Origin of the sequence: Mycobacterium sp. DL, assembly GCF_039729195.1 — a bacterium.
Taxonomy (GTDB): Bacteria; Actinomycetota; Actinomycetes; order Mycobacteriales; family Mycobacteriaceae; genus Mycobacterium; species Mycobacterium hippocampi_A.
The window spans coordinates 1704616-1727305 of the sequence record NZ_CP155796.1 but is presented as its reverse complement, the minus strand read 5'-3'; the positions used below and the strand labels follow the sequence as shown (position 1 = coordinate 1727305).

Below are 22690 nucleotides of genomic sequence, written 5' to 3'. Positions count from 1 at the left end.
ACCGAAACGTCCCTCGTCCTGTGGAATGCGCCTCGGCGGCGACGGCCCGGAAGCTGGGTAGCGCCTAGTGGTGGCAGAGCACCTGGATGAATGCCGGAGTGGCGAGCATGGTGGCGATGGCGACAGAAAGGAGAGCGCGGTGACGCCACCGCACGTGCCGACGCGTCGGGGTGACCAGCCGCTCGGCTCGGGTGATGACCGCCGTTGCCGCCGCGGCCAAACCTTCGGCGACAGGAGGTCGGTGACCGGCGAGTGCAAGCAACCCGGTGAGTAAAGGACGAGTGCCGACGCGACGAGCAGCGGTGTCGTCAGCGCACATCTCTAGTAGTTCCGCCACAGCCTGATGCGCGCCCGCGAACAGGGGAAGGTGGGGCAAGGTGGCTGCGAGGGCACGCAACACCATCAGAATGTGGTGATGATGCCCCGATAGGTGCGCATGCTCATGCGCCAGAACCGCTTTCAATTGCGCTCGGTCCAACGATTTCACGGCCGCCGAGGTGACGACGATGGCGTGGGGGCGGCCGATGACACAGTAGGCGGCGGGAAGGTCCGCCTCGACGACAACGACGTGGGGATGGTCAGTAGGCCGACCAACGATCCGCGCGGCGTGTGCGTGCTCATGACTTCGCGTGCGCAGTCTGGCCAAGCAGCGTCCCAGTCGCAGCGCCACCACCGCCGAGGTCAGTAACCCCCCGCCGATGAGAGCGATAGACCCGAGGCGTCCCGCCAGCGGCGTGTGATCAGAGAACCCGAACAATTCCAGACAGAGGGTCACAACCGAGCCATTAAGGACGCTGCTCGACGTCGCGTCGACCACCAGCACCACTGCCGCCAGCCACGCCACAAGCACGGCGGCCACCGTGGCCAACCACGCGGCCACACCCATGGACGGGCTCACCCCACCACCAGTAAGGCGCCGCAGTACCGGCGGAGCAAGCCAGGCCAACACCGCGCCGTAGAGGACCAGCCACAACGCAGTCGTCATGATCGCCGACCCTTTCGCAACGCCGCCTTCAGCTGCGCCGACTGCTCTGTACTCATCTGCTCGACAAAAAAAGCCAGCACAGTATTGGTGTCGCCGCCGGAGTCGAATGCAGCTTTCATCAGACGCGCTGACCGCTCCTCACGACTCATCGCCGCCCGGTACACATAGGCTTTGCCGTTGCGCTGCCGTGTGAGCCACCGCTTGCGATACAGGTTGTCCATGGTCGACAACACGGTGGTGTACGCGATGGGTCGCTGCTGGGACAAGTCCTCGAATACGTCACGCACGGTGATCGGCTCCTGGTGATCCCACACCCAGTCCATGATCACCGCTTCGAGATCGCCGAATCCTCGCTGTTCCATCCGCCGCAACTCCTGCTCGCTCTGACGAGGTGGCCGGTGCGCACAGCGCGGCACCCTGCAGCCTCCCAATGTAGCCGCCAACAGCCCAAATGCAGGGGACCTCACCGCGGCTGCGCCACCGATGTTGATTCGCGAAGGCGCGCGCCCATGAAATCCGGTCCAAGGCAGCGGCCCCTCGGGCCCACGAGCACATGCTGCCGTCCGGTCAGGTGTTACCGAGTTGAGACTGTGACAGGCGTTTCTCCTGATGCTGCAGTGATGTACGTTCCAACTACGTACTAAGCGACTACGTAGTTACAGCGCTCATAGGCCGTTGCACATGACACCTCGGCGCACTGCCCCCGACCGACTCGCGGTCACCGGCAGCCACCCCACAGGAGAATTGATGCGGCGCCTCACTTCACTTCTCACCATCGGGGTGATTTTTGCGGTGCTGGTGCTTCACACCTCGGGCATCGCAACGGCCGGTCACGGAAGCGAACCTGACGGTGAGAGCGAAACGGTCGCAGGACTTGTCGCTGCCGTTGCCGAAGCCAACCAGCAGGTCGCCGATATCGGCGCGGACATCCAACACAAGCAGGAGAGCGTCAATCGGGCCCTGGTTGAGCTTGCCACCGCCCGCGAGGCGGTCGCCGAGGCGCACCGCACACTCGGCGACAGCGAGAAAGCGCTGGCCGACAGCCAGACCGCCATCGACGCCACGCAGCAGCGGTTCGACGATTTCGCCGCCTCGACCTACATGAACGGTCCCTCTCGCGCGCTGCCGCTGGCAAGCAGCCCTGAAGACATCCTCTCGGCAGCCTCGACGCAGCAGACCTATCTCCTTGCCTTCGGCAGGGTCAAAGACGATCTCCGCCGAAGCCAGACTGAACGCGCCAACCGACTCTCGGCCGCCAAGCAGGCCCGCCTGGACGCCGACGCAGCAGCGGCCGAGGCGCAACGTCGCCAGGACTCCGCAGTCACCGAACTCGTTGGCGCGCAACGCGCATTCGCCGATCAACAGTCCGACCTGACCCGGTTGGCCACCGAACGCGACTCCGCACAAACCCGACTCACTGCTGCCCGACCGGTTACAGCTACCACGCACCAGCCCACGGCCGCGCAACCCGGCGCCGCAGTGCCGCCGAGCGGCCAATGGGACCGCTCCAGCACGGCACCGGCAGACAGCTCGGGCGCCGGCCAGTGGGACACCACACTGCCGATGGTGCCCAGCGCCAATGTGGCCGGCGACCCGATAGCCATCATCAACGCCGTCCTCAAAATCATGGCGACCTCGCTGCAACTCACCGCCGACATGGGCCGAAACTTCCTCGTCAAACTGGGCATCCTCTCCCCGGCGACCGCCGCCGCAGATCCCGGCATCACCAACGGACGCATCCCCCGCCTGTACGGTCGCCAGGCCTCTGAATTCGTGATCCGACGAGCCATGTCGCAACTCGGTGTTCCTTACTCGTGGGGCGGTGGCAACGCCAACGGGCCCGCTCGGGGAATCGATCAGGGAGCCAACACCGTCGGCTTCGACTGTTCCGGCCTCATGCTCTACGCCTTCGCCGGCGTGGGCATCAAACTCGACCACTATTCCGGCTCTCAGTACAACGCCGGCCGCAAAGTTCCGTCATCGCAGATGCAGCGCGGTGATCTCATCTTCTACGGCCCCAACGCCAGCCAGCACGAAGCCATGTACCTCGGCGACGGCATGATGCTCGAAGCCCCCTACACCGGGTCAGTGGTCAAAATCTCCCCCGTACGCAGCTCCGGCATGACGCCCTACGTCACGCGCTTGATCGAATACTGACACCTCGCGGCGAGCGCTACCTCGGCCGCATCGCAGACCAGTCAGTCCGCTCCGGTGTGGCCGCTGCGCATAGGCTCCTGCAGTGCCTCCCGCCGCCCGCTGCGGCACGGCCGCCCAGAAGCGTGAAACAGGGCCGTCGCGCCCGCGATGGCGGCGGCCCACAGCACGACGATGACGGCGCACAAGATCAGCCACGTTTGCCACCCGAGACTGTTCGGGCAGACGTCCATCAGCAAGCGCATGTCAGGCCCTCCTTCGTACTGAGCGTCTCCCGGCCGCAGGACGCAATCGGTATGAGTCTCGTAAAGATCTGCTGAAGATCGCGCCGCTCCGGCAGTCGCGCGCCGCCGCGGCCGCATCAACGGGCACCATGTGGGATATGGATAACCACCCGGGTACACCGCCTGAGCAGGCGAAGGGATACCGCGCGCTGGTCGTCGACGACGAGCTGCCCCTGGCTGAAGTGGTGGCCAGCTACCTGGAACGCGAGCAGTTCGAGGTGGTCGTGGCCGGTAACGGTGTCGACGCGATTGCCGTCGCGCGCGACCTCGATCCCGATGTCGTCATCCTGGACATCGGTCTGCCCGGCATCGATGGATTGGAAGTCTGCAGGCAGTTGCGCACGTTCTCCGACGCCTACGTCGTCATGCTCACCGCTCGCGATACCGAGATCGACACAGTCCTGGGTCTCACTGTCGGCGCCGACGACTACATCACCAAACCTTTCAGTCCGCGCGAGCTGGTGGCCCGCATTCGGGCCATGTTGCGTCGGCCCCGCGTCTTGCAATCAGCTACCGCACCCGCCGAAATCGCCGCGGCCCCACCGCGTCGCTTCGGCGCGTTGAGCATTGACGTCGCCGCCCGTGAGGTACGCATCGACGGCGAAAAGATTCTGTTGACCCGCACGGAGTTCGACATTCTCGAAGCTCTCTCTGGCCGGCCAGGCAATGTGCTGAGCCGCCGTCAACTACTTGAAATCGTGCGCGACGGACCCTGGGTCGGCAACGAGCATCTCGTCGACGTCCACATCGGCCATCTGCGGCGCAAACTGGGCGACGACGCAGCCTCTCCGCGCTACATCGCCACGGTGCGAGGTGTCGGATACCGAATGGGATCAGGACAGTGACTCCCGTGCCGGCTGCCACAGCTCGTCGACGTCGACGGCGGGGTCGCCCCGGTATCGGCATGCGGCTGCTGGCAGCCCAAGCCATTGTGTTGATCGCTGGGGCCGCGACCACCGCGGTGGTGGCCGCCGTCGTCGGCCCTCCCCTGTTCCGTGAGCATCTGCACCTCGCAGGGGTGCCGATGGACTCACCAGAGGAAGTGCATGCCGAAGAGGCCTACGGCTACGCGACAGTGATGTCCATCGGAGGCGCCCTGGCAGTGTCGGCGCTTGCCGCGCTTGCCGTCAGCTTCTACGTCAGTCGGCGGCTCCAACGGTCCATCACCGAGGTTGCCTCCGCTGCCACCGATGTCGCCCAAGGGAACTACGAGATACGGGTGTCACCGCCGGGCCTCGGCGACGACTTCGATGCGCTCTCCACCGCCTTCAATCAGATGGCTTCCCGGCTCCAAGCCGTCGACTCGACACGGCAGCGACTATTCGGAGACTTGGCGCATGAGATCCGCACACCGGTCGCGGTGCTGGAGGCCTATATCGAGGCACTCGAGGACGGGGTGCGCACTTTGACGCCGCAGACGGCGGCGATGCTGCGCGACCAAACCCGGCGGCTGGTGCGGTTCTCCGATGATGTCGCCGCCCTCGCCAAAGCCGAGGAAAGCTCAGTGTCCATGTCCTACACCACCATTGACGTCGACCGCTTGACGCGCCAATGCGTCGTCGCCACGCAGGAACGCTACGACATCAAAGGTGTTGCACTACGGTTACGCCTCCAGAAGGCGCTGCCGCCGCTATGGGCCGACGAGCAACGACTCTCCCAAGTCCTGGGCAATCTGCTACAAAATGCGCTGCGGCACACACCTTCCGGCGGCTCGGTGGAAGTCAGCTGTATCCGCGACGGCGACCGGTTGAGGATCACCGTCGCCGACACCGGTGAAGGGATCGCCCCGGAGCACCTCACCCGGGTGTTCGAGCGATTCTATCGGGCCGACAGCGCCCGCGATCGCGAGCACGGCGGCGCCGGTTTAGGGCTCGCCATCGCCAAAGCACTGGTCGAGGCCCACAGCGGAACCATTTCCGTAGCGAGTTCAGGACCCGGTGCCGGCGCAACATTCACCATCGACTTACCCACCGCTCCGATACGCGCCGACGAGTTCCCTCTTACGGCTGCCTCAACGCGGACCTAACCATCGCGCCTCCGACCTGTTACTTGTCCAGCATTCCCTGCATCGTGTCGATCTCCGCTTGCTGAGAGGACACAATGGCTCGCGCCATCTCCACCGCCGCCGGGAACTGGCCAATCTCAATCTCCTCCTGCGCCATCATGATTGCACCCTTGTGATGGGCAATCATCTGCGTCAAGAAAAGTCGGCTCGCCTCCGCGCCCTGCGCGTTCTGCAGCGCAGCCATGTCGGCTTCCGACATCATGCCGTGGCCGCCGCCCATGCCAGGCATGTCGCCCATGTCACCGCTGGGCATCTGGTGGCCGGGCATGTTGTGACCAGGCATTGCGGTGCTGGTCGGCGCAGGTGCAGGCGAGGACGACGCTCCCCACTCCTGGAGCCAGCCCTGCATCTTCTCTATCTCAGGGCCTTGTGCGTTCTTGATTTCGTTCGCTAGTGAGATGACCTCGGGATCGATGCCTTGCTTGCCGAGAAGCATGTCGCTCATCTCGATCGCCTGCTGGTGATGAGGAATCATGCCTTGAGCGAACTTCACATCTGCGTCGTTGTGGGTAGCGTCGCTGCTGGCAGCACTCGGCGACGCCGATGCTGCCGCCGAGGTGCTGCTGGTCGATGACTGAGAGTCCGACGCATTCGAACAGGCACTGATGAACAGGGCCGACGCCGCTAACGCCGCAAGACCAATTCCGTATCGCTTGTGCTGCATCGCACATCCTTTCTCATACATCCTCGTGACACCACGCGTCCACGCGGCGAGCGTTCTCGCCGCCTCGGTCCAGCCTCACGAATCCGCGTATGGGGCGGTTCGTGTTCCGATGAAGATTTGATGAAGACGCCTCACGGACCCGTCGGTACGCGCCGCGCCACGCTGGCGACACCAGCGTCGCGCCGTTGCCCTGTGCCGCCCATCTACTATTGCACTACGTAGATTGTCCGAGACCGGAAGGCGCCAGTGTGCAGCTCCGTAGATTCATCGCCGCAATTCTGATCGGAGCCCTGGCCGCGGCGTGTTCGTCGAACGCCCCCGACAGCGCTCCGCCCGCGATTGTGCCGGGCATGGTGCACATCCACGGTCTGGGCATCAATCCGTCCGATGAAACTCTCTATGTGGCAACTCATTACGGCCTCTACACGGTAGATCCCGATCAGGCGCCACAGCGAGTCGGCGATCTCGTCCAGGACTTCATGGGCTTCACCGTCACCGGCCCCGACGAATTCTTGGCCAGCGGCCACCCCGATCCGGCCGACCGTCAACAACCCCCACATCTGGGCCTTATCAAGAGCAGCGACGCCGGCCAATCCTGGGAATCCCTGTCACTGCACGGCAGCGCCGATTTCCATGCGCTCGAGTACCGCCACGGACGGGTCTACGGTCACGACAGCCAGTCGGGCACTGTGATGGTCAGCCTCGATGAGAAGTCCTGGCAGCGGCGAGCCGAAATCCCTGCCTCTGACCTCGCAGTATCACCAGTGGATGCCGATGAGATCCTCGCGACCACACGCCAAGGACTCCTCCGAAGCACCGACGGGGCGATGACGTTCAGCGCAGCCAGCGGCGCACCGGCACTGGTACTCGTCAGCTGGCCCGAGCGCGGTCCCCTGCTCGGAGCCGACCTCGAAGGACGCCTCTACACGAGCATGGACAATGGTCGAACTTGGCAGCCGCGACACACCCTGGATGACAGACCTCAGGCCCTTCTCGCCGCTGGCGACGGTCAGCTCTACATCGCCACCGATACCGCGATCTATATATCCACCGACGACGGCGCCACCGTCGATGTGCTGACCGCTGTCGAATAGGCGGCCGGTACCGAGGAACAGACGGCACCGTGAAAACGCCTTGTCCCGCTGAAACATCCGCAATGCCGGATGATAACCATGGGACCACTGACGGCGCGCCACCATCGCCTACCAGCGCAGTAGTCCGCCCACCAGTGTGCCGGTCGGTATGGGCACGGCATGGTGATGAGCCCACAGACCGGTACGCGGCCTGGGCATCTGCGACATCGACAGCTATCCCCGACGGCCCATTACTGCCGATCTTCGCGACTACCCGCAAGCTTCGCTGACTAGATCCCCGACTCGACCCTGCCCCTCGCTCACACTATCGACGAGATCCGCGGGTGGACGGCCCTCACCGCCAGGTTTTCCGCAGTTCACGCAGCGCCACCTAGTACCGCCGCACGTTATGAATCGGTGCGGAGGAGATCGGCGCGACCTTCACTGGCGTTCCAAACGTCGACGCGTGAACCATCATCCCATCACCAATGTAGATACCCGCATGAGAGACATCGGCATAAAACGTCACGATGTCGCCGGGCTGCAGGTCAGTGACGGCGACCGGTTGGCCCCCTTCTGCCAACGCCTGGCTTGAACGCGGCAAGGACTTGCCATTCTGCAGAAACGCCCATTTGATGAGTCCCGAGCAGTCGAAGGCATTCGGGCCCGTCGCGCCCCACGAGTACGGCGCCCCCACCCGCGTCAACGCTGCCTGCACCACCGTGGCGCCCTCGCCGCTGGATGGATACGGCGCCTCACCCGCCGCCGGCAGATCGGGCATCGCGACGATCGCGGGGTCGTCGGGATTCGGCGCGCCAGGAACGGGTGGTGGCGGCCCGGGGTCAGCGAGTATCGCGCGCTGATCCGGTGTTAACACCGCGAACTGGGCCTGGACTGCCGTTATCTGGACGCGCAAATCGCTTCGCTTGGCTTGCAACTCAGCGCGGACCTTCGTTGCCTGATCAGCGGCTAGGCGAGCCTGGGCGGCGGAATCTGCGGATCTCTCCGCGGCTTGGGCAGCCCGTTGGCTAGCCGACTTGAAGGCCGCCATGTCTGCGGCCATTTGCGTTGACATCGTTTTCTGGATCGACAATTGGTCGATCAAGTCCTGGGGTGAGGACGCAATGAGAGCCGCCGTGAGCTCGTCAGTGGTGCCCCCCATGTATGCGGCCACCGCCACCTTGTCTACCGCTGCCTGGTACTTCACCAGTTCGGCATTGGCCACCTCAACGGCCGACCTGTCGATGGCGTTCTTTTTTTCCGCATCCGCCAGCAAGGCGAGTTTGGCGTCCAAGTCGATCTGTGCGGTGTGCATCGCCTCGGTCGTCTGCTCCGCCTGGCGGGACAGTTCGCTCATGCGGGCCAGCGCGTCCGATGCCGGGTCGGCGTTGACGTCGCTGACGACCGCGACACACAGCAAGGTCGCAACAGCGACGGCGCCGACAAGCGACCGTACCAGTGAACGGAAGATCCGCCGGATCGGCTCAGGGACCACGACGTCGGATCTCCTTATCGTTGCGCAGGAACCAAGTACGGTCTCGGTACGTAGATAACGGTTAGGTTACGGACGCACGCGGCCGTTGTCCACACGGAGCGATTGTCGCGCCGCAGGTACGCCGAATCGATCGATCTACGGCCTACGTACGTAGATAGTAGATTGAACGTACTCGTCGTGATTCTCAGGTTGCGCGGCGGAAGGATTTAGGTCAGGAGACGGTTATGGATCGGCGGCAACTGCGCAAACTGGGAGCGATGCTGGCCGCGACTGGCCTTGCCGGCGCACTGCTGAGCATGGGCCCCGCCACGGCGGAGCCGATCCCCGGACCGCCAGCGCCGATCGATCCGATGTCGATGCCAGAGCCGCCGCCAGAACCGTTCGCCCTCCCCCCCGGCCCGATCCAGGTTCCGCTAGGCGATCCTGCACAGCCCGCGCCGTCCTCCGGGCCCACACCGCCTGGGCAGAACGCTGCACCCTACGTGGGTCAACCGGTGTTCGCGCCCCCGACGTTCAATCCCATCAATGGCTCGATGGTTGGGGTGGCCAAGCCGATCATCATCAACTTCCGACGGCCGATCGCCGACCGCGCCATGGCGGAGCAAGCGGTTCACATCTCCTCCAACCCGCCGGTACCCGGCAAGTTCTACTGGATGGGTGACACCCAGCTTCGGTGGCGACCCATCGACTTCTGGCCTGCCAACGCAACGGTGAACATTGATGCCGGCGGGACCAAGTCGAGCTTCCGGACCGGCGATGCGCTCGTCGCAACCATCGATGACAGCACCCACCAGATGGAGATCATGCGTAACGGCAAGCTGGAGAAGACCTTTCCCGTCTCTCTCGGCAAGGAGGGTTACGAAACCCCCAACGGTACCTATTACGTGTTGGAGAAGTTCGCAGATATCGTCATGGACTCCTCAACGTACGGTGTCCCCATCGATTCGGCGGAAGGCTACAAGCTGAAGGTGCAGGACGCAGTTCGTATCGACAACAGCGGCATATTCGTTCACAGCGCACCCTGGTCGGTCAGTGATCAAGGCAAGCGCAACGTCAGCCATGGGTGTCCAAATCTGAGTCCGGCCAACGCGCAATGGTTCTATGACAACTTCGGCAGTGGAGATCCCGTGGTCGTCAAGAACTCGGTCGGCACCTACAACCAGAACGACGGGGCCCAAGACTGGCAGATCTGACGAAGGCACCCCCGTAGGTGGTTGCAACATCTAGCGAGCCGCTCCCACCCGCCCGAGCGGGTTTGGGCCCGCCATAGAGCCTTTGGTCGAATCAAACGGGGCCTTTTGTTCTACGTAGCAAGTACGTAGTTCCATGGACATCGCCAGCGCGGAAGCGCAAGCTTGAGGGCAGCCCGAACGGAAGGACTCGCGATGAAAACTCAGTACCTACCCTGGTACGCCTTAGCCTTGGCCGCCGTTGCCGTAGCTGCGCTCGCCATCGGTGTTCCGCTGTCGACGCTGGCGCTGTTGCTCTTTGCGCTGGCGTGCCCACTGATGATGATGTTTATGATGCGCGGAATGGGAGGCGGGGGCGGTAACGACACTAACCATGACTCGACCGATACGCCGGAGCATCGCGATGCTGCGGGACGGTCATAGGACTCCGCATTACCGATCAGGAGGAGCAGGGCTTGGCCGAGCAAGCCTGCTTATGGCTACTGGAGGAGCGGGCATGAATCACACCGCCGGCGCCGAAAGTGCCGCTGGTCGAGCCCGCCGCGGCGGCAATGTTAACGGCGGAGGGTATCGAGAAGTCATCTCGCCCGCAGCATCTGGGCGCTCTCGCCCCTGGGTTCACCTGCTGGGTGGGCCGTTGGTGGTGGAATCACTCGTCCTCGCCCGCGGCAAGTCAGCCTGATGATCGCCGCGGCATGGATGTTCGGCGTCGGTGGCGCGATCCTGGTCGGGATTGGGGGGTTCTTTCTGTTGGCCCGGCCCGCCCTACTGCCCGAGGACTTGCGCTATCTCCGCCACACCGCCGGCGAGATCGACGCTGCCGTACCGAACCTGCGTGGGTGGCTACGTCTGGTGTTCATCGTCCTGGGCGGATACGCAGTGGCTACCGGGACACTCACCGTCTACCTGGCAGCCACCGACATTGCCAACGCCGAGTCGTCGGCAGTGGCGGTGCTGGCGGTCGCCGGCGCATCGTCAATTGGGGTCATGGCCGTAGTGAACTTCTTGCTGCACTCCACATTTCGGTGGCCCCTCTCCGCCGCGGCGGCATTATGGATCGCGGCTACCTTGGTGGCGGTGGTGTCTTGACCTGTGTTCGGGGGCGGTCCTGGCAGGTGCCTGCTCCGTGTACGCACCCCGGCGTCCACGCCGTAGGCCCGTTCCAACGGTTCCCGAAACACATGTGTCGGACGGCGCACATTCACGCTGAGCTTCGTCGGCCACCGAGCCGCCCGACGTCATCATGAACGACCGCCCCGTGACTTTCGAGCTGGTTCTCGACCATCTACGGAAGCAAACGTTTGCGGTGCTTTCGACGACCGACGAAGAGGGCAAACCTTACTCAGCGGGAGTCAACTACGGCGTATCCGAGCGGGGTAGCGCCATCTCTATCTTCGTCATGACCCGCCGGCACCTAAAGAAGGCGCGCAATGTCGCGCAGAATTCGCGGGTCTCGCTCGTGGTTCCGCTGACGAGGCGGCTCCTGTGGTTCCTCCCACCAGCAACCCTCCAGCTAAGCGGGCAAGCGACGATCCTGGACTGGAGTGACGATGAAGGGCGGAATACCTTCCGCAAGTTCTGGATCGGCCGCCGAATCCTCAAGGCCTACGAAGAGTCTTACGGTAACGGCGAAACGCGAATCTGCTTCCTGAAGATCACACCGGATCCTGTAATCAACACCTACATGGTCGACTCCAACATTTGGCAGCTCCGGAACCACATGGAATCAGGCGCGGCTCAAGTGATCCGCCCACGCGGGAACCCATGAGCAACGGGGCGGATCGGCTTGATGATCCTGCGCCAGGCTGAATGCGCCGCACACGGAAGCAAGTCGACGCTCCGAATTGCGCACCGTCGACGCCACATCGGGCCGACCCGATTATGCAGCTGAGGTATCCGACGCACTTCTCGTGACTTTGGTCCCTTGACAGCAAGATACCCCTTGGGGGTATATTAGGCCTGTACCCCCCGGGGGTATTGCGGAGGAGGAGTCATGGATACGACAACACCGGGGTATGCAGACTCGAAGGACGCACATCTCAAACGACTGCGCAGAATCGAGGGGCAGGTCCGCGGTCTTGCGCGCATGGTCGACGAGGACGCCTACTGCATCGATGTGCTCACCCAGATCTCTGCGGCGACCAAAGCGCTGGAGTCGGTGGCGTTGATGCTTCTCGATGAACATCTGTCCCATTGCGTCCGCGACGCAGTCCACCAGGGCGGCGACATGGCCGAGCAGAAGATCGATGAGGCCTCGGCGGCAATCGCGCGTCTCGTCCGCTCCTGAGCACAATCCGAAACCACCCATCCCGCAAGCGAAAGTAGCCAAACATGACCCGACAGCTCACCAACCTGCCCCTGATTCCATCCACCTCCTCGGGCTGCAGTTGCTGCGCACCGAGACCCTCCGACACACACCCACCGGCAACGCTCAAGGAGAACGCCATGAGCACGACCACCAACTCCTACGCCGTCACCGGCATGACCTGCAGCCACTGCGTCGCCGCGGTGAGCGCAGAATTCGGCGCCCTCGCCGGTGTCACCGACGTTCATGTCGACCTGGTTGCCGGAGGCATATCCACCGTGACGGTTTTCAGCGACACACCACTGACCACGGAGCAGGTCACCACCGCACTCGATGAGGCCGGCGACTACCGCCTATCCACCGATCAACCTCGCTAGCGCCTCGACTTTGCGATAACCCTTACCCAAAGGAACAAACATGAGCCTGCCGAATCAGGTCGTCGGTGTCGATCAACCCCACAGCATCGAGTTGTCGATCGGTGGGATGACCTGCGCATCGTGTGCCGCCCGGATCGAAAAGAAACTGAACAAGATCGATGGGGTCGAGGCCAGCGTCAACTACGCGACCGAAAAAGCCAAGGTGGCCTACCCGAACTCCGTTGATCCGGCGGTGTTGATCGCCGCGGTGGAAGCGACCGGCTACACCGCAACCGCCCCCGCGGCGCTGAACGACGCCGCCCAAGCCGCGGATTCCGGCCCGGTAGCGGGCGAGGCCGACGCCTTGCGGAGCCGATTGCTGATCTCCCTGGTTCTGACGGTGCCCGTGATCGCGATGTCGATGATCCCCGCAGTGCAATTCACCAACTGGCAATGGCTTGCGTTGACCTTGGCGTCTCCCGTCGTGGTGTGGGGTGCGCTGCCGTTTCACCGTGCAGCCTGGGCCAACGCCCGCCACCGCGCAGCCACGATGGACACCTTGATCTCGCTGGGCGTCAGCGCTGCATACCTGTGGTCATTGTGGGCGTTGTTCATCGGGCACGCCGGCATGCCGGGGATGCGGATGTCCTTCAGTCTGCTGCCCGACGCGGAATCCGCGACTGAGCACATCTACCTGGAAGTCGCCGCCGCAGTCACGGTGTTCATCCTGGCCGGCCGATACTTCGAGGCGCGGGCCAAGACACGATCCGGCGCCGCCCTGCGAGCCCTGCTCGACATGGGCGCCAAAGATGTCGCCGTCGTTCGCGACGGGACCGAAATTCGCATCCCAACAGTCGAACTCAGCGTTGGAGACGTATTTGTAGTGCGCCCGGGTGAGAAGATCGCCACCGACGGGGTCGTGACCGAGGGCGCATCGGCGGTCGACGCGTCGATGCTCACCGGGGAGTCGGTGCCCGTCGAGGTCCGCCCGGGAGACCGCGTCACCGGTGCCACCATCAACGCCGGTGGGCGATTACTGGTCCGCGCCAACCGAATCGGGGCCGACACCCAGCTCGCGCAGATGGCGCGCCTGGTGGAAGAAGCCCAGAACGGCAAGGCATCGGTACAGCGCCTGGCCGACCGGGTCTCGGCGGTCTTCGTACCCATCGTTCTGGCGCTGTCGGTGGCCACGCTGGCTGTCTGGCTGCTCACTGGACATTCGGCGACGGTCGCGTTCACCGCAGCAGTCGCCGTGCTGATCATCGCCTGCCCCTGCGCGCTCGGGTTGGCCACCCCCACAGCCCTTATGGTGGGCACCGGCCGCGGCGCCCAACTGGGCATCCTGATCAAAGGGCCGCAGGTGCTCGAGTCCACCCGCCGGGTCGACACCATCGTGCTCGACAAAACCGGCACCGTCACCACCGGCCGGATGAGCCTGATCGGGGTGCACCCCGGCGCAGGCCAGAACTCCGATGAGGTCCTCAAGTTCGCGGGGGCCTTGGAGAGCGCATCTCAACACCCAATCGCGGAGGCGATCGCCGCTTCGGCCTCCGCCGCAGGCGCCTTGCCGTCAGTCGAAGACTTCTCGAACCACAACGGCTACGGCGTCAGCGGCGTCGTCGCCGGCCATGCGGTCCTGGTTGGACGGGTCAGCTGGCTAGCCGACGACTGGTCGCTGACAGCCCCCCACGACCTCACCTCCGCCGCCGACCACGCTGAGTCTCAGGGCCACACTCCGGTATGGGTGGCCTGGGACGGGGCGGTGCGCGGCGTGATCGTCGTGGCCGACACGGTGAAGGGCACCTCCGCGGACGCCATCGGCCAGTTCCGCCGACTTGGGCTACGTCCCTTTCTGCTGACCGGCGATAATCGGCGCGCCGCACTCGCCGTCGCCGCAGAGGTCGGCATCGACCCCGACGACGTCATCGCCGAGGTCCTACCCGCCGACAAGGTCGCCACCATCAAGACCTTGCAAGCGCAGGGGCAGACCGTCGCCATGGTCGGTGACGGCGTCAACGATGCCGCCGCACTGGTACAGGCCGATCTGGGCCTGGCGATGGGCACCGGCTCCGACGTCGCCATCGAAGCATCTGACCTGACGCTGGTACGCGGTGATTTGCGCGCGGCTGCAGACGCCATTCGATTGGCCCGGTCAACGCTGAAAACCATCAAGGGAAACCTGTTCTGGGCCTTCGCCTACAACGTCGCCGCACTTCCCTTGGCGGCACTGGGCCTGCTCAATCCGCTCATCGCCGGTGCCGCAATGGCATTCAGCTCGGTCTTCGTGGTAAGCAACAGCTTGCGCCTACGCCGGTTCGAAGGCAGCGTCTCTCACGGGCAGACAGAAGACGTCCACGGTGCGATAGTGCCGCCAGCCGGCGACAAGTACCGCAGCGCCCACACCGCACCCTGACCTCAGGCTGGGCACCTCACGCTTTGCGGGTATGCCCGCGGTGCAGACTTCTCCGCCGCGGGTTTGGTGCTGGTGTCGGTTAGCGGCGAATAGCCTCACCCAGTACCGCCAACCGTTAACGGTACTGCGTTTCGTCGATCTCGCCACCTGCAAATCTCGCTGAGAGCAGCTGTTCGGCTGCGGGCCCGTCACCGCGTGACGCTTGTGGGCTGCCCGTGGTGAATCTGATCAGGGCGACGATGCCGACGATGATCAAAGCCCAGAACAACACCATCCCGACGCCCATCCCCGCGTATCCCCACCAACCCATGTCCTGGTCGTACCAAAACATCATCACCGCTCCTCCTAACACACCCGTGGCCGATTGGCCACAGTCTTGCGGTCTGCGAATCGTCCCGACAGTGAGTCGAGAGCACTGCGCTTCCAAGGCTTTTGGGCTCGCTGTGGAAATCACGCCGCCTTTCCGTTGACCATGGGATGGCGCGGCGACGCACTAGGGCGCGTAGGTCAAGGTTGTCATCATGCCGGCTTCCTGGTGATAGGTGTTGTGGCAGTGCATCATCCAGACGCCGGGGTTGTCGGCGATGAGCGCCACAGTAAGCTTTTGCATCGGCAGGACGATGATGGTGTCCTTGCGCGGGCCCGGAGTCCCGTCCGGCTTGATCACCTGAAAGGTGTGGCCATGCAGGTGCATGGGGTGCCACATCATCGTGGTGTTGCTGAACGTCAACGTCGCCTTCTGGCCCTGCCTGACAGTCAGTGGAACCGTGTCGTCGAACGGTCTGCCATTGATCATCCAGGCGTAGGACGCCATGGAACCGGAAAGCCGGGCCGACAACGCGGCCTCGGCCGTGGTGACATCCAAGACCGCCTCGGGCGCGGCAGTGAACACGTCGACGGTGCCTACCCGGCGCTGCAGCTCGGCTGGCATGAATGCCGAATCGGGTGCGGCACCCACACCGGTGGACAGTAGTGCCCGCGCGAGCGCGTTCTTTCCTTCGGCCGAGGCGACCAAAGGGAACACGCCATCACCGGCGGTGATGAGCACGTCATAGCGCTCCCCCATGCCCAGCAGCAGCGCGTCCACATCGGTTGGCGTTACAGGGAAGCCATCAGTGTGGGTGACGGTCATCCGATGCCCGGCCAGCGCGACCCGGAATGCTGTATCGGATGCGGCGTTGATGATTCTCATCCGTATCCGCTGTCCAGGGCGTGCGGTGAAGGTGGTTGGCGCCGCCGGAATACGACCGTTCGCCAAGTAGTAGGGGTAGCTGACGTCACCCGCGTCACCTCCGAGAAGTGCGCTCGTTCCCACACCTCCGACACCTGGAACTCCTGGCATTCCAGGTGTTCCGCTCATGCCCGGCATCCCTGGCATCCCGCCCGAGTGACCACCGGCCCCCCGCAGCCCTTCATAGAGCTGCTGCGGACTGGAGCTGATTCCGTCGGTCCAGTCATCGAGCACCACGATCCACTCGGCATCGTAGCGTCCCGGCTCGTCCGGATCGTCGATGATGACCGGCACATAAAGCCCGCAATCGGCGTCGAGGCCGGTGTGCGGATGGGCCCAGTAGGTACCGGGATGAGGCGCAGAGAACCGGTAGGTAAAAGTCGATGACGGGTCGATGTTCGGGGTCGCCGGCGCTGCGCCATCCATGTCGTTGCGCAGCGCGAGGCCGTGCCAGTGCACCGAAGACGGGTGGGCCAGACCGTTGGTGACGCTGATCGCCAGTTCGTCGCCGACGTTGGCGCGGATCAACGGTCCGGGAACGCTGTTGTTGTACGCAAGCGTGCGGGCGACGGGTCCGCCCAGGTCAATGTCCGCCAGCCCAGGCCTCAACACTGCGGCGACGGTGCGCCCAGTGTGGGGCCGCGCGGCTTCTGCGGCGCCGATCGGATCCGTAGCCGGGCTGGCGCTCATCGGCTTCCCGCACGCGGCCATGGCAGCGGTACCGGCAGCGAGGGTCGCCGCAAGGAAGGTGCGTCGCGTCAAAGTCGTCGAGCCAACGCTTTGACCGTTCATGGGCGTCGCCTGGATTTCGTCGTTGAGGCGCAATCTGCGGCGCTGAGGCCGCGCACCTGAGCGTCGCATTGGGCTTCGACGTCCCGGCGGCGCTGCGGTCTTTTCGACCCGACCAGTGCCGCCAGCGCGGCGATCACGGCTCCCCAGAACGCGAGCAGCATGATGATGGCCAGCAGGCAACTAGACCACCCCCAGTAGGTGCCGGCTTCGTTCCACCACGTCATCGGGGTCGCCTCCTTCACGTTCCACACTCGCGCGGTCGAGTAGCGAATAGACGGTGGTTCTATGAAGATTCGCTCAAGACCCGGGTCGCGGGCTCCTGAACCCCCTCGGGCGACACGATGAAAGCATGGACAATCCTGCGCCCACCCCCTCTGCGGGCTATCGAGCGTTGGTGGTCGCCCAGACAGGACAAGAACGCGAGACGCGGAGCCTCACAACTTGGCGACCGTCTCCGCTGACACCGGTACGGGGAGTTTCAATCTCTTCAGCATCAACGCATTGACGGCCACGATGAAGCTGGAGCCAGACATCGACAGAGCAGCAATCTCGGGGCGCAGCACCAAGCCGAGCGACGGTACGAAAACCCCCGCCGCAATGGGCAACGCGATCACGTTGTAACCGACCGCCCACGCAAGGTTCTGCCGCATCTTTCTTAGCGTGCCCCGTCCGATCCGCAGCGCGATCGCGACGTCGAGCGGGTCTGATCGCATCAACACCAGATCAGCGGTTTCGATGGCGACGTCGGTGCCTGCACCAATCGCCACGCCGAGATCAGCTTGGGCCAGCGCCGGTGCGTCGTTGACGCCGTCACCGACCATGGCGACTGTTTTGCGCTGTCGCTGTAATTCAGCGATCTTGGCTGCCTTGTCACCGGGCAGCACCTCGGCGATGACCGTGTCGATTCCGAGTTGCGCGGCGATCCGATCGGCGGTGGCTTGGTTGTCGCCGCTGAGCATGACCACCTCGACACCGAGGTCGTGCAGCGCGGACACCGCTTCGGCGGAGGTCTCGCGCACGGCGTCCGCCAGGGCGATGACACCGACTCCCCGTCCATCGACGCCCACCAAGACCGCCGTGCGTCCGCTTGCGGCCAGTTCGTCGCGACGTTGCATCAACGCACCGAACTCGACGTCCTCCTCGACCATCAGCTTGCGATTACCGACCGCAACGCGACGCCCCGCAGCCGTCGCGACCGCACCGTGCCCAGGCACGCTCCGGAAACCAGTCAGTGACGCCGCTGCGATGCCACGCGCGGCCGCGTAACGCACGATCGCACCCGCCAGCGGGTGCTCGGACTCGATTTCGACCGCTGCCACCATCGCGAGCAGTTGATCCTCTGCGATGCCGTCAACAACGACGTCGGTCACTTCCGGCTCGCCTTTGGTCAACGTGCCGGTCTTGTCCATGACAACGGTGTCGATGCGTGCCGACGTCTCCAACGCGGTCGCATTCTTGAACAACACTCCCCGTTTGGCACCCAACCCGGTGCCGACCATGATGGCGGTCGGAGTTGCGAGCCCCAACGCATCGGGACAGGTGATGACCACGACGGTGATCGCGAACAACAACGCGGCCTGAACACCGGCACCGACCGCCCACCACACCAGGAAGGTGGCAGTGCCGCCAATTAGCGCCACCAGCACCAACCAGAACGCTGCCCGGTCAGCGAAGCGCTGCCCGGGAGCTTTGGAATTCTGCGCTTCCTGAACCATCGCGACGATCTGTGCCAGCGCCGTGTCGGAGCCGACCTTCGTTGCCACGACCCGCAACGTGCCGGTGGTGTTGATCGAGGCGCCAATCACCTTCGCGTCCGGCGCCTTTGCCACCGGCAGGCTTTCCCCGGTGACCATCGACTCGTCGACGTCTGACGTCCCCTCGGCCACCGTGCCGTCGACGGGAATCTTGGCCCCTGGGCGGATGAGTAGGAGGTCACCCACCACCACCTCGGCGGTGGGAATCTCCACCGGCTCACCGTCGCGCAGCACAACTGCCGTCGGGGGCGCCAGCTCGAGCAGGGTGCGAATTGCATCGTTCGCGCCCCCGCGAGCTCGCATCTCAAACCAGTGGCCCAACAGAACAAACGCCGTCAGCACCGAAGCGGCCTCGTAGAACACCTCACCGCCGCCGGTCAACGTCACCCCGAGGCTGTAAAGCCACCCGGCGCCGACTGCGACGGCAACAAGCACCATCATGTCCAGGGTCCGGGCCCGTAGCGCTCGCCAGGCACCGTCGAAGAAGATCCACGCCGAGTAGAAGACCACCGGCAGGCTCAGCAACAGTGTGAACACGTCATCGCGAAGCCCGAACGGCGCTGGCACGGTGAACCCGAACATATCGCGGCCCATCGGCGACCACAGCATGATCGGGATCGACAATGCCAGCGCTACTAAAAATCGGTTGCGCATATCGCGGACCATTTGATCCATCGACATGCCGGCATGTCCGCCGCCGTGACCCATCGTTTCTTGCGGGGTTCGTGCTGGCGCCGCCTCGTGCGCATGCACCTCCCCGGCAGTCGGCGAGGGAGCCGACGCTGGCCGCCTGTGCAGGGTGGCCGCTGGTTCGGTATGGGGCTCGGACATCGGATCGCAGACGTGATCTGGCACCGACCGTCCCGCGCAGTGGAAGCCGCAATCACGTATCCACCCGGCCAGTTCAGTGACCGAAGTGGACGACGGGTCGTAAACGACTGTCGCCGTTTGATTTACCGCATTCGCTTCGACCGACTTCACGCCCGGACGCCTAAGCAGAGCGGCTTCCACCACCGCCGTCGAACTTGCCCAGTTCAATCCGTGCACGTCGAGAATCGTCGACTCAGTCATGGTGTCTTTCGTTCAGAGTTGCCGGAGCGGCTCCCTGCAGGGTGCGGCGTACTCTCGATCTCGCATCCGTCAGGCTAGGCGCCTCAACCGCCCACCCTTCCAATGATCGATATGCCTGCAGTGCTGGTTCGACAAAGATTCGATGAAGATTGCGCATATCACGCCCGCAGTGCGGTGATGACGGCCACGGGCAAAGTTGCCGTCCTCGTGGGCGGCGAAATTTGTTGTGGTCTAGACGAAAGCCGGCCCCTACACGGTCGTCGCTGCCGACGCGCTGGTGCTCAAAGTCCGTGAAGCCAGGCGTGTGGTCAACGTGCACGCCCTGATCGCGGTCGGAGTCAACGCCGAGGGCTACCGGAAGATCCTCGGCGTCGACGTCAGCACCGCCGAAGACGGAGCGGGCTGGCTCACCTTCTGGGTTCGCTGACCGGCCGCGGGATCTCCGGGGTACGACTGGTCACCTCCGACGCCGACGCCGGTTTGGTGGCCGCGATCGGCGCCACCCCGCCCGGCGCGGCCTGGCAGCACTGCCGCACCCACTGCACAACCAATTCGATGGCGATCACCCGAAGGCGTCGTGGCCGTGGGTACGCACCCTGTTGCATTCGGTGTTCAATCAGCCCGACAAGGAATCGGTTGCCGCGCAATACGGTCGGATCATCGACGCGCTGCTGACAAGCTCCCCACGGTTGCCGACCACCTCGAAGCCGCCGTGCGGATCTGCTGACGTTCACCGCGTTTCCCAAGCAGATCTGGCGCCAGATCTGCTCGAACAATCCCCAGGAGCGGCTCAATAAGGAGATCCGGCGTCGCACCGACGTGCACTGACCGCCTGAACCATCAACTCCAAGCATCACAGGGACGACGTCGTACACCACGTCCCTGGACTTGACTCGCTATCTTTGCGCGTCGGGTCCAAACGACCGGAACCGAGAGTGTCTAGGGTACGCACCGCGACAGTCCATAGCGAGGTTAATGGTCGTGGTCGAACACGACGAGGGTGTCGACCAGATCGCCGTCGACAAAATACGCACGGCACGTGAAAGGGTCATGCAGCGTGGCGCCCATTTCGTTCGGCGCCACGACAACGCCCTCTACGCTCTGCACGCTGATGCGGGAGTGGTCGACGCCGTTGAGGGGCCCGCCGCTTAACAACGAGAACAAGTCCATTACTTCCGTGTCCAGTTGCGCGCTCGTCACTGTGACGTCGGTGAGTTTCGCTGTCGACGGCGCCACCAGCCGCGCTACGACGTCACGTTCACACCGCTGCTGGGCCGCACGCTCGCGCGGGTCTACGGATCCCGAGTCGATGAGCCCGAAACCACGCGTAATTATGGCGATGGCAGCTAACAGCGCACCGCACATCGCCGCGGCTGCCAGAAGCAGCGCACGTTTCCCCTTTCGAGCTCCCATGTACGCCCGCTCCGTCTATCGCGAGGACAGGTTCGACTTCCCGCGTCGATTCTGCCTTCACGGCATCCACTCCGGCCTCGGACATCATGCCCGTCCCAGGCGTCCGCTCATTCCTGACATCCACCACCCGCTGCGCATCATAGAGTTGCTTGGCAAGCTGGCGGGAGCTGGCACATGCCGTGACGGCGCAACCACGACTTGAGCGATGGTCGTAGTTGCATCCGGCCACTCGAGTGCCCGACGTTATGGTCGCCGGAGTGAGTTTCGCAGGGTAGCGATAGACCGTGGCCCGAGACACGCCCATCATCTTGGCGATGTCGGCGGAGGCGATGCCCTTGCCTCTCAAGCTGCGCGCCTTGGCGGCGGCAGCGTCGTCGACCTTCCGTGGCCGACCCCGCTTGCGCCCGTTGGCGGCCACGCCGCGACGCATCCATCCGCTCCATGTTGTCGCCCGGGGAGCCAGAAACGGCGTGTTGTTGAACGTGTATCTCGGCCGCGATCGTCACGCACGTCGGGTTGTCGCACTCATGCAAACCCGACACCCCCGCTTCCGCCGCGTCGCCAACGCGTAGCAATGCGGACGCACACAGGAACCCCGCCGTCGCGCGTGAGGCTAGACCGGAGCCATCGGCGGCGATCGCCCGGTCCAGACGTTGCAGTCCGAAGCAGTTGGCCCGCAGACGACGTGACAATCGAAGCGCGCGATTTTCCGCGCATGCCGACGCCGATCAACGATCAACTGTCCCGCCCTTCTCATGTCGGCAAACCCTAAAGCCGAACACCGAGAGTCAGCGCGGCCACCCCGACTCGAGGTGACACCACTGGCCGAACCGTAACGCCTACGAGGCGACGACGGCTACGTCCGCGCCGTCGCCGCACCAGGAACGCCGGCGGCCCCGTCGCCGGGACTCACTGCTGGATCGGCGCTGCCATCGCCGTCTAGTGAATGCGAACCGTTTCTCGCCGCGCGCTCCTCGATCTTCGGTGCGTGCCGCAGCATAGCCCTGACTTCGCCGATGCCGTCGCCGGTCAGCTCGGCAATCGTCGTCAGCGTCTCACCACTTTTCTGCAGCAGCCTGATTGCCGCGCCGGCCTCGGCCCGAGTGCCGGCACGCCGCTTGTTGGCGTCGGCGCGCACCTGTTCGCTCACCGCGGCCAACCGCTCGGTCTCCCAGGCGTCGATGTCGGCCAGTCTGGCCTTGGCCACGATGTAGTTCGCCGCGTTCTCGATGTTCGCCTTCTCCCGCGCGGCGCGGGCCTCGTTGGCCCGCCTGGTCGCTTCGCGCGCCCGCCGCCGGGCCTCCACCTTTGACGTACCTGCAGCTGTCATGATCCGCACATTAGAAGCGACCGGGCGGTACAGGCCACCACCACAGCCACATTCGCTGTCCACCAATTTTTGCCGACGCGCCTACCGCACCAACGCCCACCACTCACCGGACCTC

General features: G+C 64.3%; 23 protein-coding genes and 1 pseudogene. 12 read left to right on the top strand and 12 right to left on the bottom strand.

Annotation, left to right across the window (positions count from 1 at the left end):
* Positions 1-64: 64 nt before the first annotated feature.
* Complete coding sequence (locus ABDC78_RS08390; protein WP_178360805.1) at positions 65-985, bottom strand: M56 family metallopeptidase; 921 nt, start codon at positions 983-985, stop codon at positions 65-67.
* The gene (locus ABDC78_RS08385) at positions 982-1347 is read right to left on the bottom strand and encodes a BlaI/MecI/CopY family transcriptional regulator (protein ID WP_178360806.1); all 366 of its coding nucleotides are present in this window, start codon (positions 1345-1347) and stop codon (positions 982-984) included. The genes ABDC78_RS08390 and ABDC78_RS08385 overlap by 4 nt, the downstream gene beginning before the upstream one ends.
* 385 nt (positions 1348-1732) lie before the next feature.
* Here ABDC78_RS08385 and ripA point away from each other — a divergent pair, with 385 nt between their 5' ends.
* The gene (ripA, locus tag ABDC78_RS08380; RefSeq protein WP_178360807.1) at positions 1733-3142 is read left to right on the top strand and encodes an NlpC/P60 family peptidoglycan endopeptidase RipA; all 1410 of its coding nucleotides are present in this window, start codon (positions 1733-1735) and stop codon (positions 3140-3142) included.
* A gap of 41 nt (positions 3143-3183) precedes the next feature.
* Here the strand turns inward: ripA and ABDC78_RS08375 are convergent, their stop codons facing one another.
* Positions 3184-3384, bottom strand: coding sequence for a hypothetical protein (locus ABDC78_RS08375; RefSeq protein ID WP_178360808.1), 201 nt, complete (start codon positions 3382-3384; stop codon positions 3184-3186).
* Positions 3385-3512: 128 nt separating this feature from the next.
* Here ABDC78_RS08375 and ABDC78_RS08370 point away from each other — a divergent pair, with 128 nt between their 5' ends.
* Entirely contained in the window at positions 3513-4268 is a 756-nt protein-coding gene (locus ABDC78_RS08370; RefSeq protein ID WP_178360809.1) for a response regulator transcription factor, read from the top strand.
* On the top strand, positions 4265-5449 hold the full coding sequence (locus ABDC78_RS08365; RefSeq protein ID WP_178360810.1) for an ATP-binding protein: 1185 nt from the start codon (positions 4265-4267) through the stop codon (positions 5447-5449). Before ABDC78_RS08370 ends, ABDC78_RS08365 begins: the two co-directional genes overlap by 4 nt.
* A gap of 19 nt (positions 5450-5468) precedes the next feature.
* On the opposite strand, the gene ABDC78_RS08360 is transcribed toward ABDC78_RS08365, so the two are convergent.
* Positions 5469-6152: a DUF305 domain-containing protein gene (locus tag ABDC78_RS08360; RefSeq protein WP_178360811.1), complete on the bottom strand. Its 684-nt coding sequence runs from the start codon at positions 6150-6152 to the stop codon at positions 5469-5471.
* A 248-nt stretch (positions 6153-6400) separates the two neighbouring features.
* Here ABDC78_RS08360 and ABDC78_RS08355 point away from each other — a divergent pair, with 248 nt between their 5' ends.
* Positions 6401-7246, top strand: a complete 846-nt coding sequence (locus tag ABDC78_RS08355) for a F510_1955 family glycosylhydrolase (RefSeq protein ID WP_178360812.1) — start codon at positions 6401-6403, stop codon at positions 7244-7246.
* A gap of 370 nt (positions 7247-7616) precedes the next feature.
* Here ABDC78_RS08355 and ripC read toward each other — a convergent pair whose 3' ends face one another.
* Positions 7617-8720, bottom strand: a complete 1104-nt coding sequence (gene ripC / locus ABDC78_RS08350) for a peptidoglycan hydrolase RipC (RefSeq protein WP_347133382.1) — start codon at positions 8718-8720, stop codon at positions 7617-7619.
* Positions 8721-8944: 224 nt separating this feature from the next.
* Between ripC and ABDC78_RS08345 the strand changes: the two genes are divergently transcribed.
* From ABDC78_RS08345 to ABDC78_RS08315, 7 genes are all read left to right on the top strand, one after another.
* Positions 8945-9913, top strand: coding sequence for a L,D-transpeptidase (locus ABDC78_RS08345; RefSeq protein ID WP_178360813.1), 969 nt, complete (start codon positions 8945-8947; stop codon positions 9911-9913).
* Between the two features lie 192 nt (positions 9914-10105).
* A complete protein-coding gene (locus tag ABDC78_RS08340) occupies positions 10106-10333 on the top strand; it encodes a DUF2933 domain-containing protein (protein WP_178360814.1) in 228 nt (75 codons plus the stop codon).
* A gap of 258 nt (positions 10334-10591) precedes the next feature.
* Positions 10592-10999, top strand: coding sequence for a hypothetical protein (locus ABDC78_RS08335; protein ID WP_178360815.1), 408 nt, complete (start codon positions 10592-10594; stop codon positions 10997-10999).
* Between the two features lie 169 nt (positions 11000-11168).
* Positions 11169-11678 (top strand): pyridoxamine 5'-phosphate oxidase family protein, encoded by a 510-nt coding sequence (locus ABDC78_RS08330; RefSeq protein ID WP_347133381.1) that lies wholly within the window; start codon positions 11169-11171, stop codon positions 11676-11678.
* A 225-nt stretch (positions 11679-11903) separates the two neighbouring features.
* Entirely contained in the window at positions 11904-12197 is a 294-nt protein-coding gene (locus tag ABDC78_RS08325; protein WP_178360816.1) for a metal-sensitive transcriptional regulator, read from the top strand.
* Between the two features lie 158 nt (positions 12198-12355).
* Entirely contained in the window at positions 12356-12592 is a 237-nt protein-coding gene (locus tag ABDC78_RS08320; RefSeq protein ID WP_178360817.1) for a cation transporter, read from the top strand.
* Positions 12593-12632: 40 nt separating this feature from the next.
* A complete protein-coding gene (locus tag ABDC78_RS08315) occupies positions 12633-14984 on the top strand; it encodes a heavy metal translocating P-type ATPase (protein ID WP_178360818.1) in 2352 nt (783 codons plus the stop codon).
* 115 nt (positions 14985-15099) lie between these two features.
* On the opposite strand, the gene ABDC78_RS08310 is transcribed toward ABDC78_RS08315, so the two are convergent.
* From ABDC78_RS08310 to ABDC78_RS08295, 4 genes are all read right to left on the bottom strand, one after another.
* A complete protein-coding gene (locus ABDC78_RS08310) occupies positions 15100-15318 on the bottom strand; it encodes an SHOCT domain-containing protein (RefSeq protein ID WP_178360819.1) in 219 nt (72 codons plus the stop codon).
* Positions 15319-15477: 159 nt separating this feature from the next.
* Positions 15478-17007 carry a multicopper oxidase family protein gene (locus ABDC78_RS08305; protein WP_178360820.1) on the bottom strand — a complete coding sequence of 510 codons (1530 nt, stop codon included), beginning with the start codon at positions 17005-17007 and terminating at the stop codon, positions 15478-15480.
* Positions 17004-17231 carry a hypothetical protein gene (locus ABDC78_RS08300; RefSeq protein WP_178360821.1) on the bottom strand — a complete coding sequence of 76 codons (228 nt, stop codon included), beginning with the start codon at positions 17229-17231 and terminating at the stop codon, positions 17004-17006. Before ABDC78_RS08300 ends, ABDC78_RS08305 begins: the two co-directional genes overlap by 4 nt.
* A gap of 210 nt (positions 17232-17441) precedes the next feature.
* The gene (locus tag ABDC78_RS08295) at positions 17442-19832 is read right to left on the bottom strand and encodes a heavy metal translocating P-type ATPase (protein WP_178360822.1); all 2391 of its coding nucleotides are present in this window, start codon (positions 19830-19832) and stop codon (positions 17442-17444) included.
* Positions 19833-20073: 241 nt separating this feature from the next.
* On the opposite strand from ABDC78_RS08295, the pseudogene ABDC78_RS08290 reads away from it, so the two are divergent.
* Positions 20074-20654, top strand: a pseudogene (locus ABDC78_RS08290) (transposase); the annotation flags it as partial.
* A gap of 150 nt (positions 20655-20804) precedes the next feature.
* Here ABDC78_RS08290 and ABDC78_RS08285 read toward each other — a convergent pair.
* The 3 genes from ABDC78_RS08285 to ABDC78_RS08275 form a co-directional block, all read right to left on the bottom strand.
* A complete protein-coding gene (locus tag ABDC78_RS08285; RefSeq protein ID WP_256736293.1) occupies positions 20805-21197 on the bottom strand; it encodes a hypothetical protein in 393 nt (130 codons plus the stop codon).
* Positions 21091-21675: a helix-turn-helix domain-containing protein gene (locus ABDC78_RS08280; protein ID WP_256736294.1), complete on the bottom strand. Its 585-nt coding sequence runs from the start codon at positions 21673-21675 to the stop codon at positions 21091-21093. Before ABDC78_RS08280 ends, ABDC78_RS08285 begins: the two co-directional genes overlap by 107 nt.
* 426 nt (positions 21676-22101) lie before the next feature.
* Positions 22102-22575: a hypothetical protein gene (locus tag ABDC78_RS08275; protein WP_256736295.1), complete on the bottom strand. Its 474-nt coding sequence runs from the start codon at positions 22573-22575 to the stop codon at positions 22102-22104.
* Positions 22576-22690 lie beyond the last annotated feature (115 nt).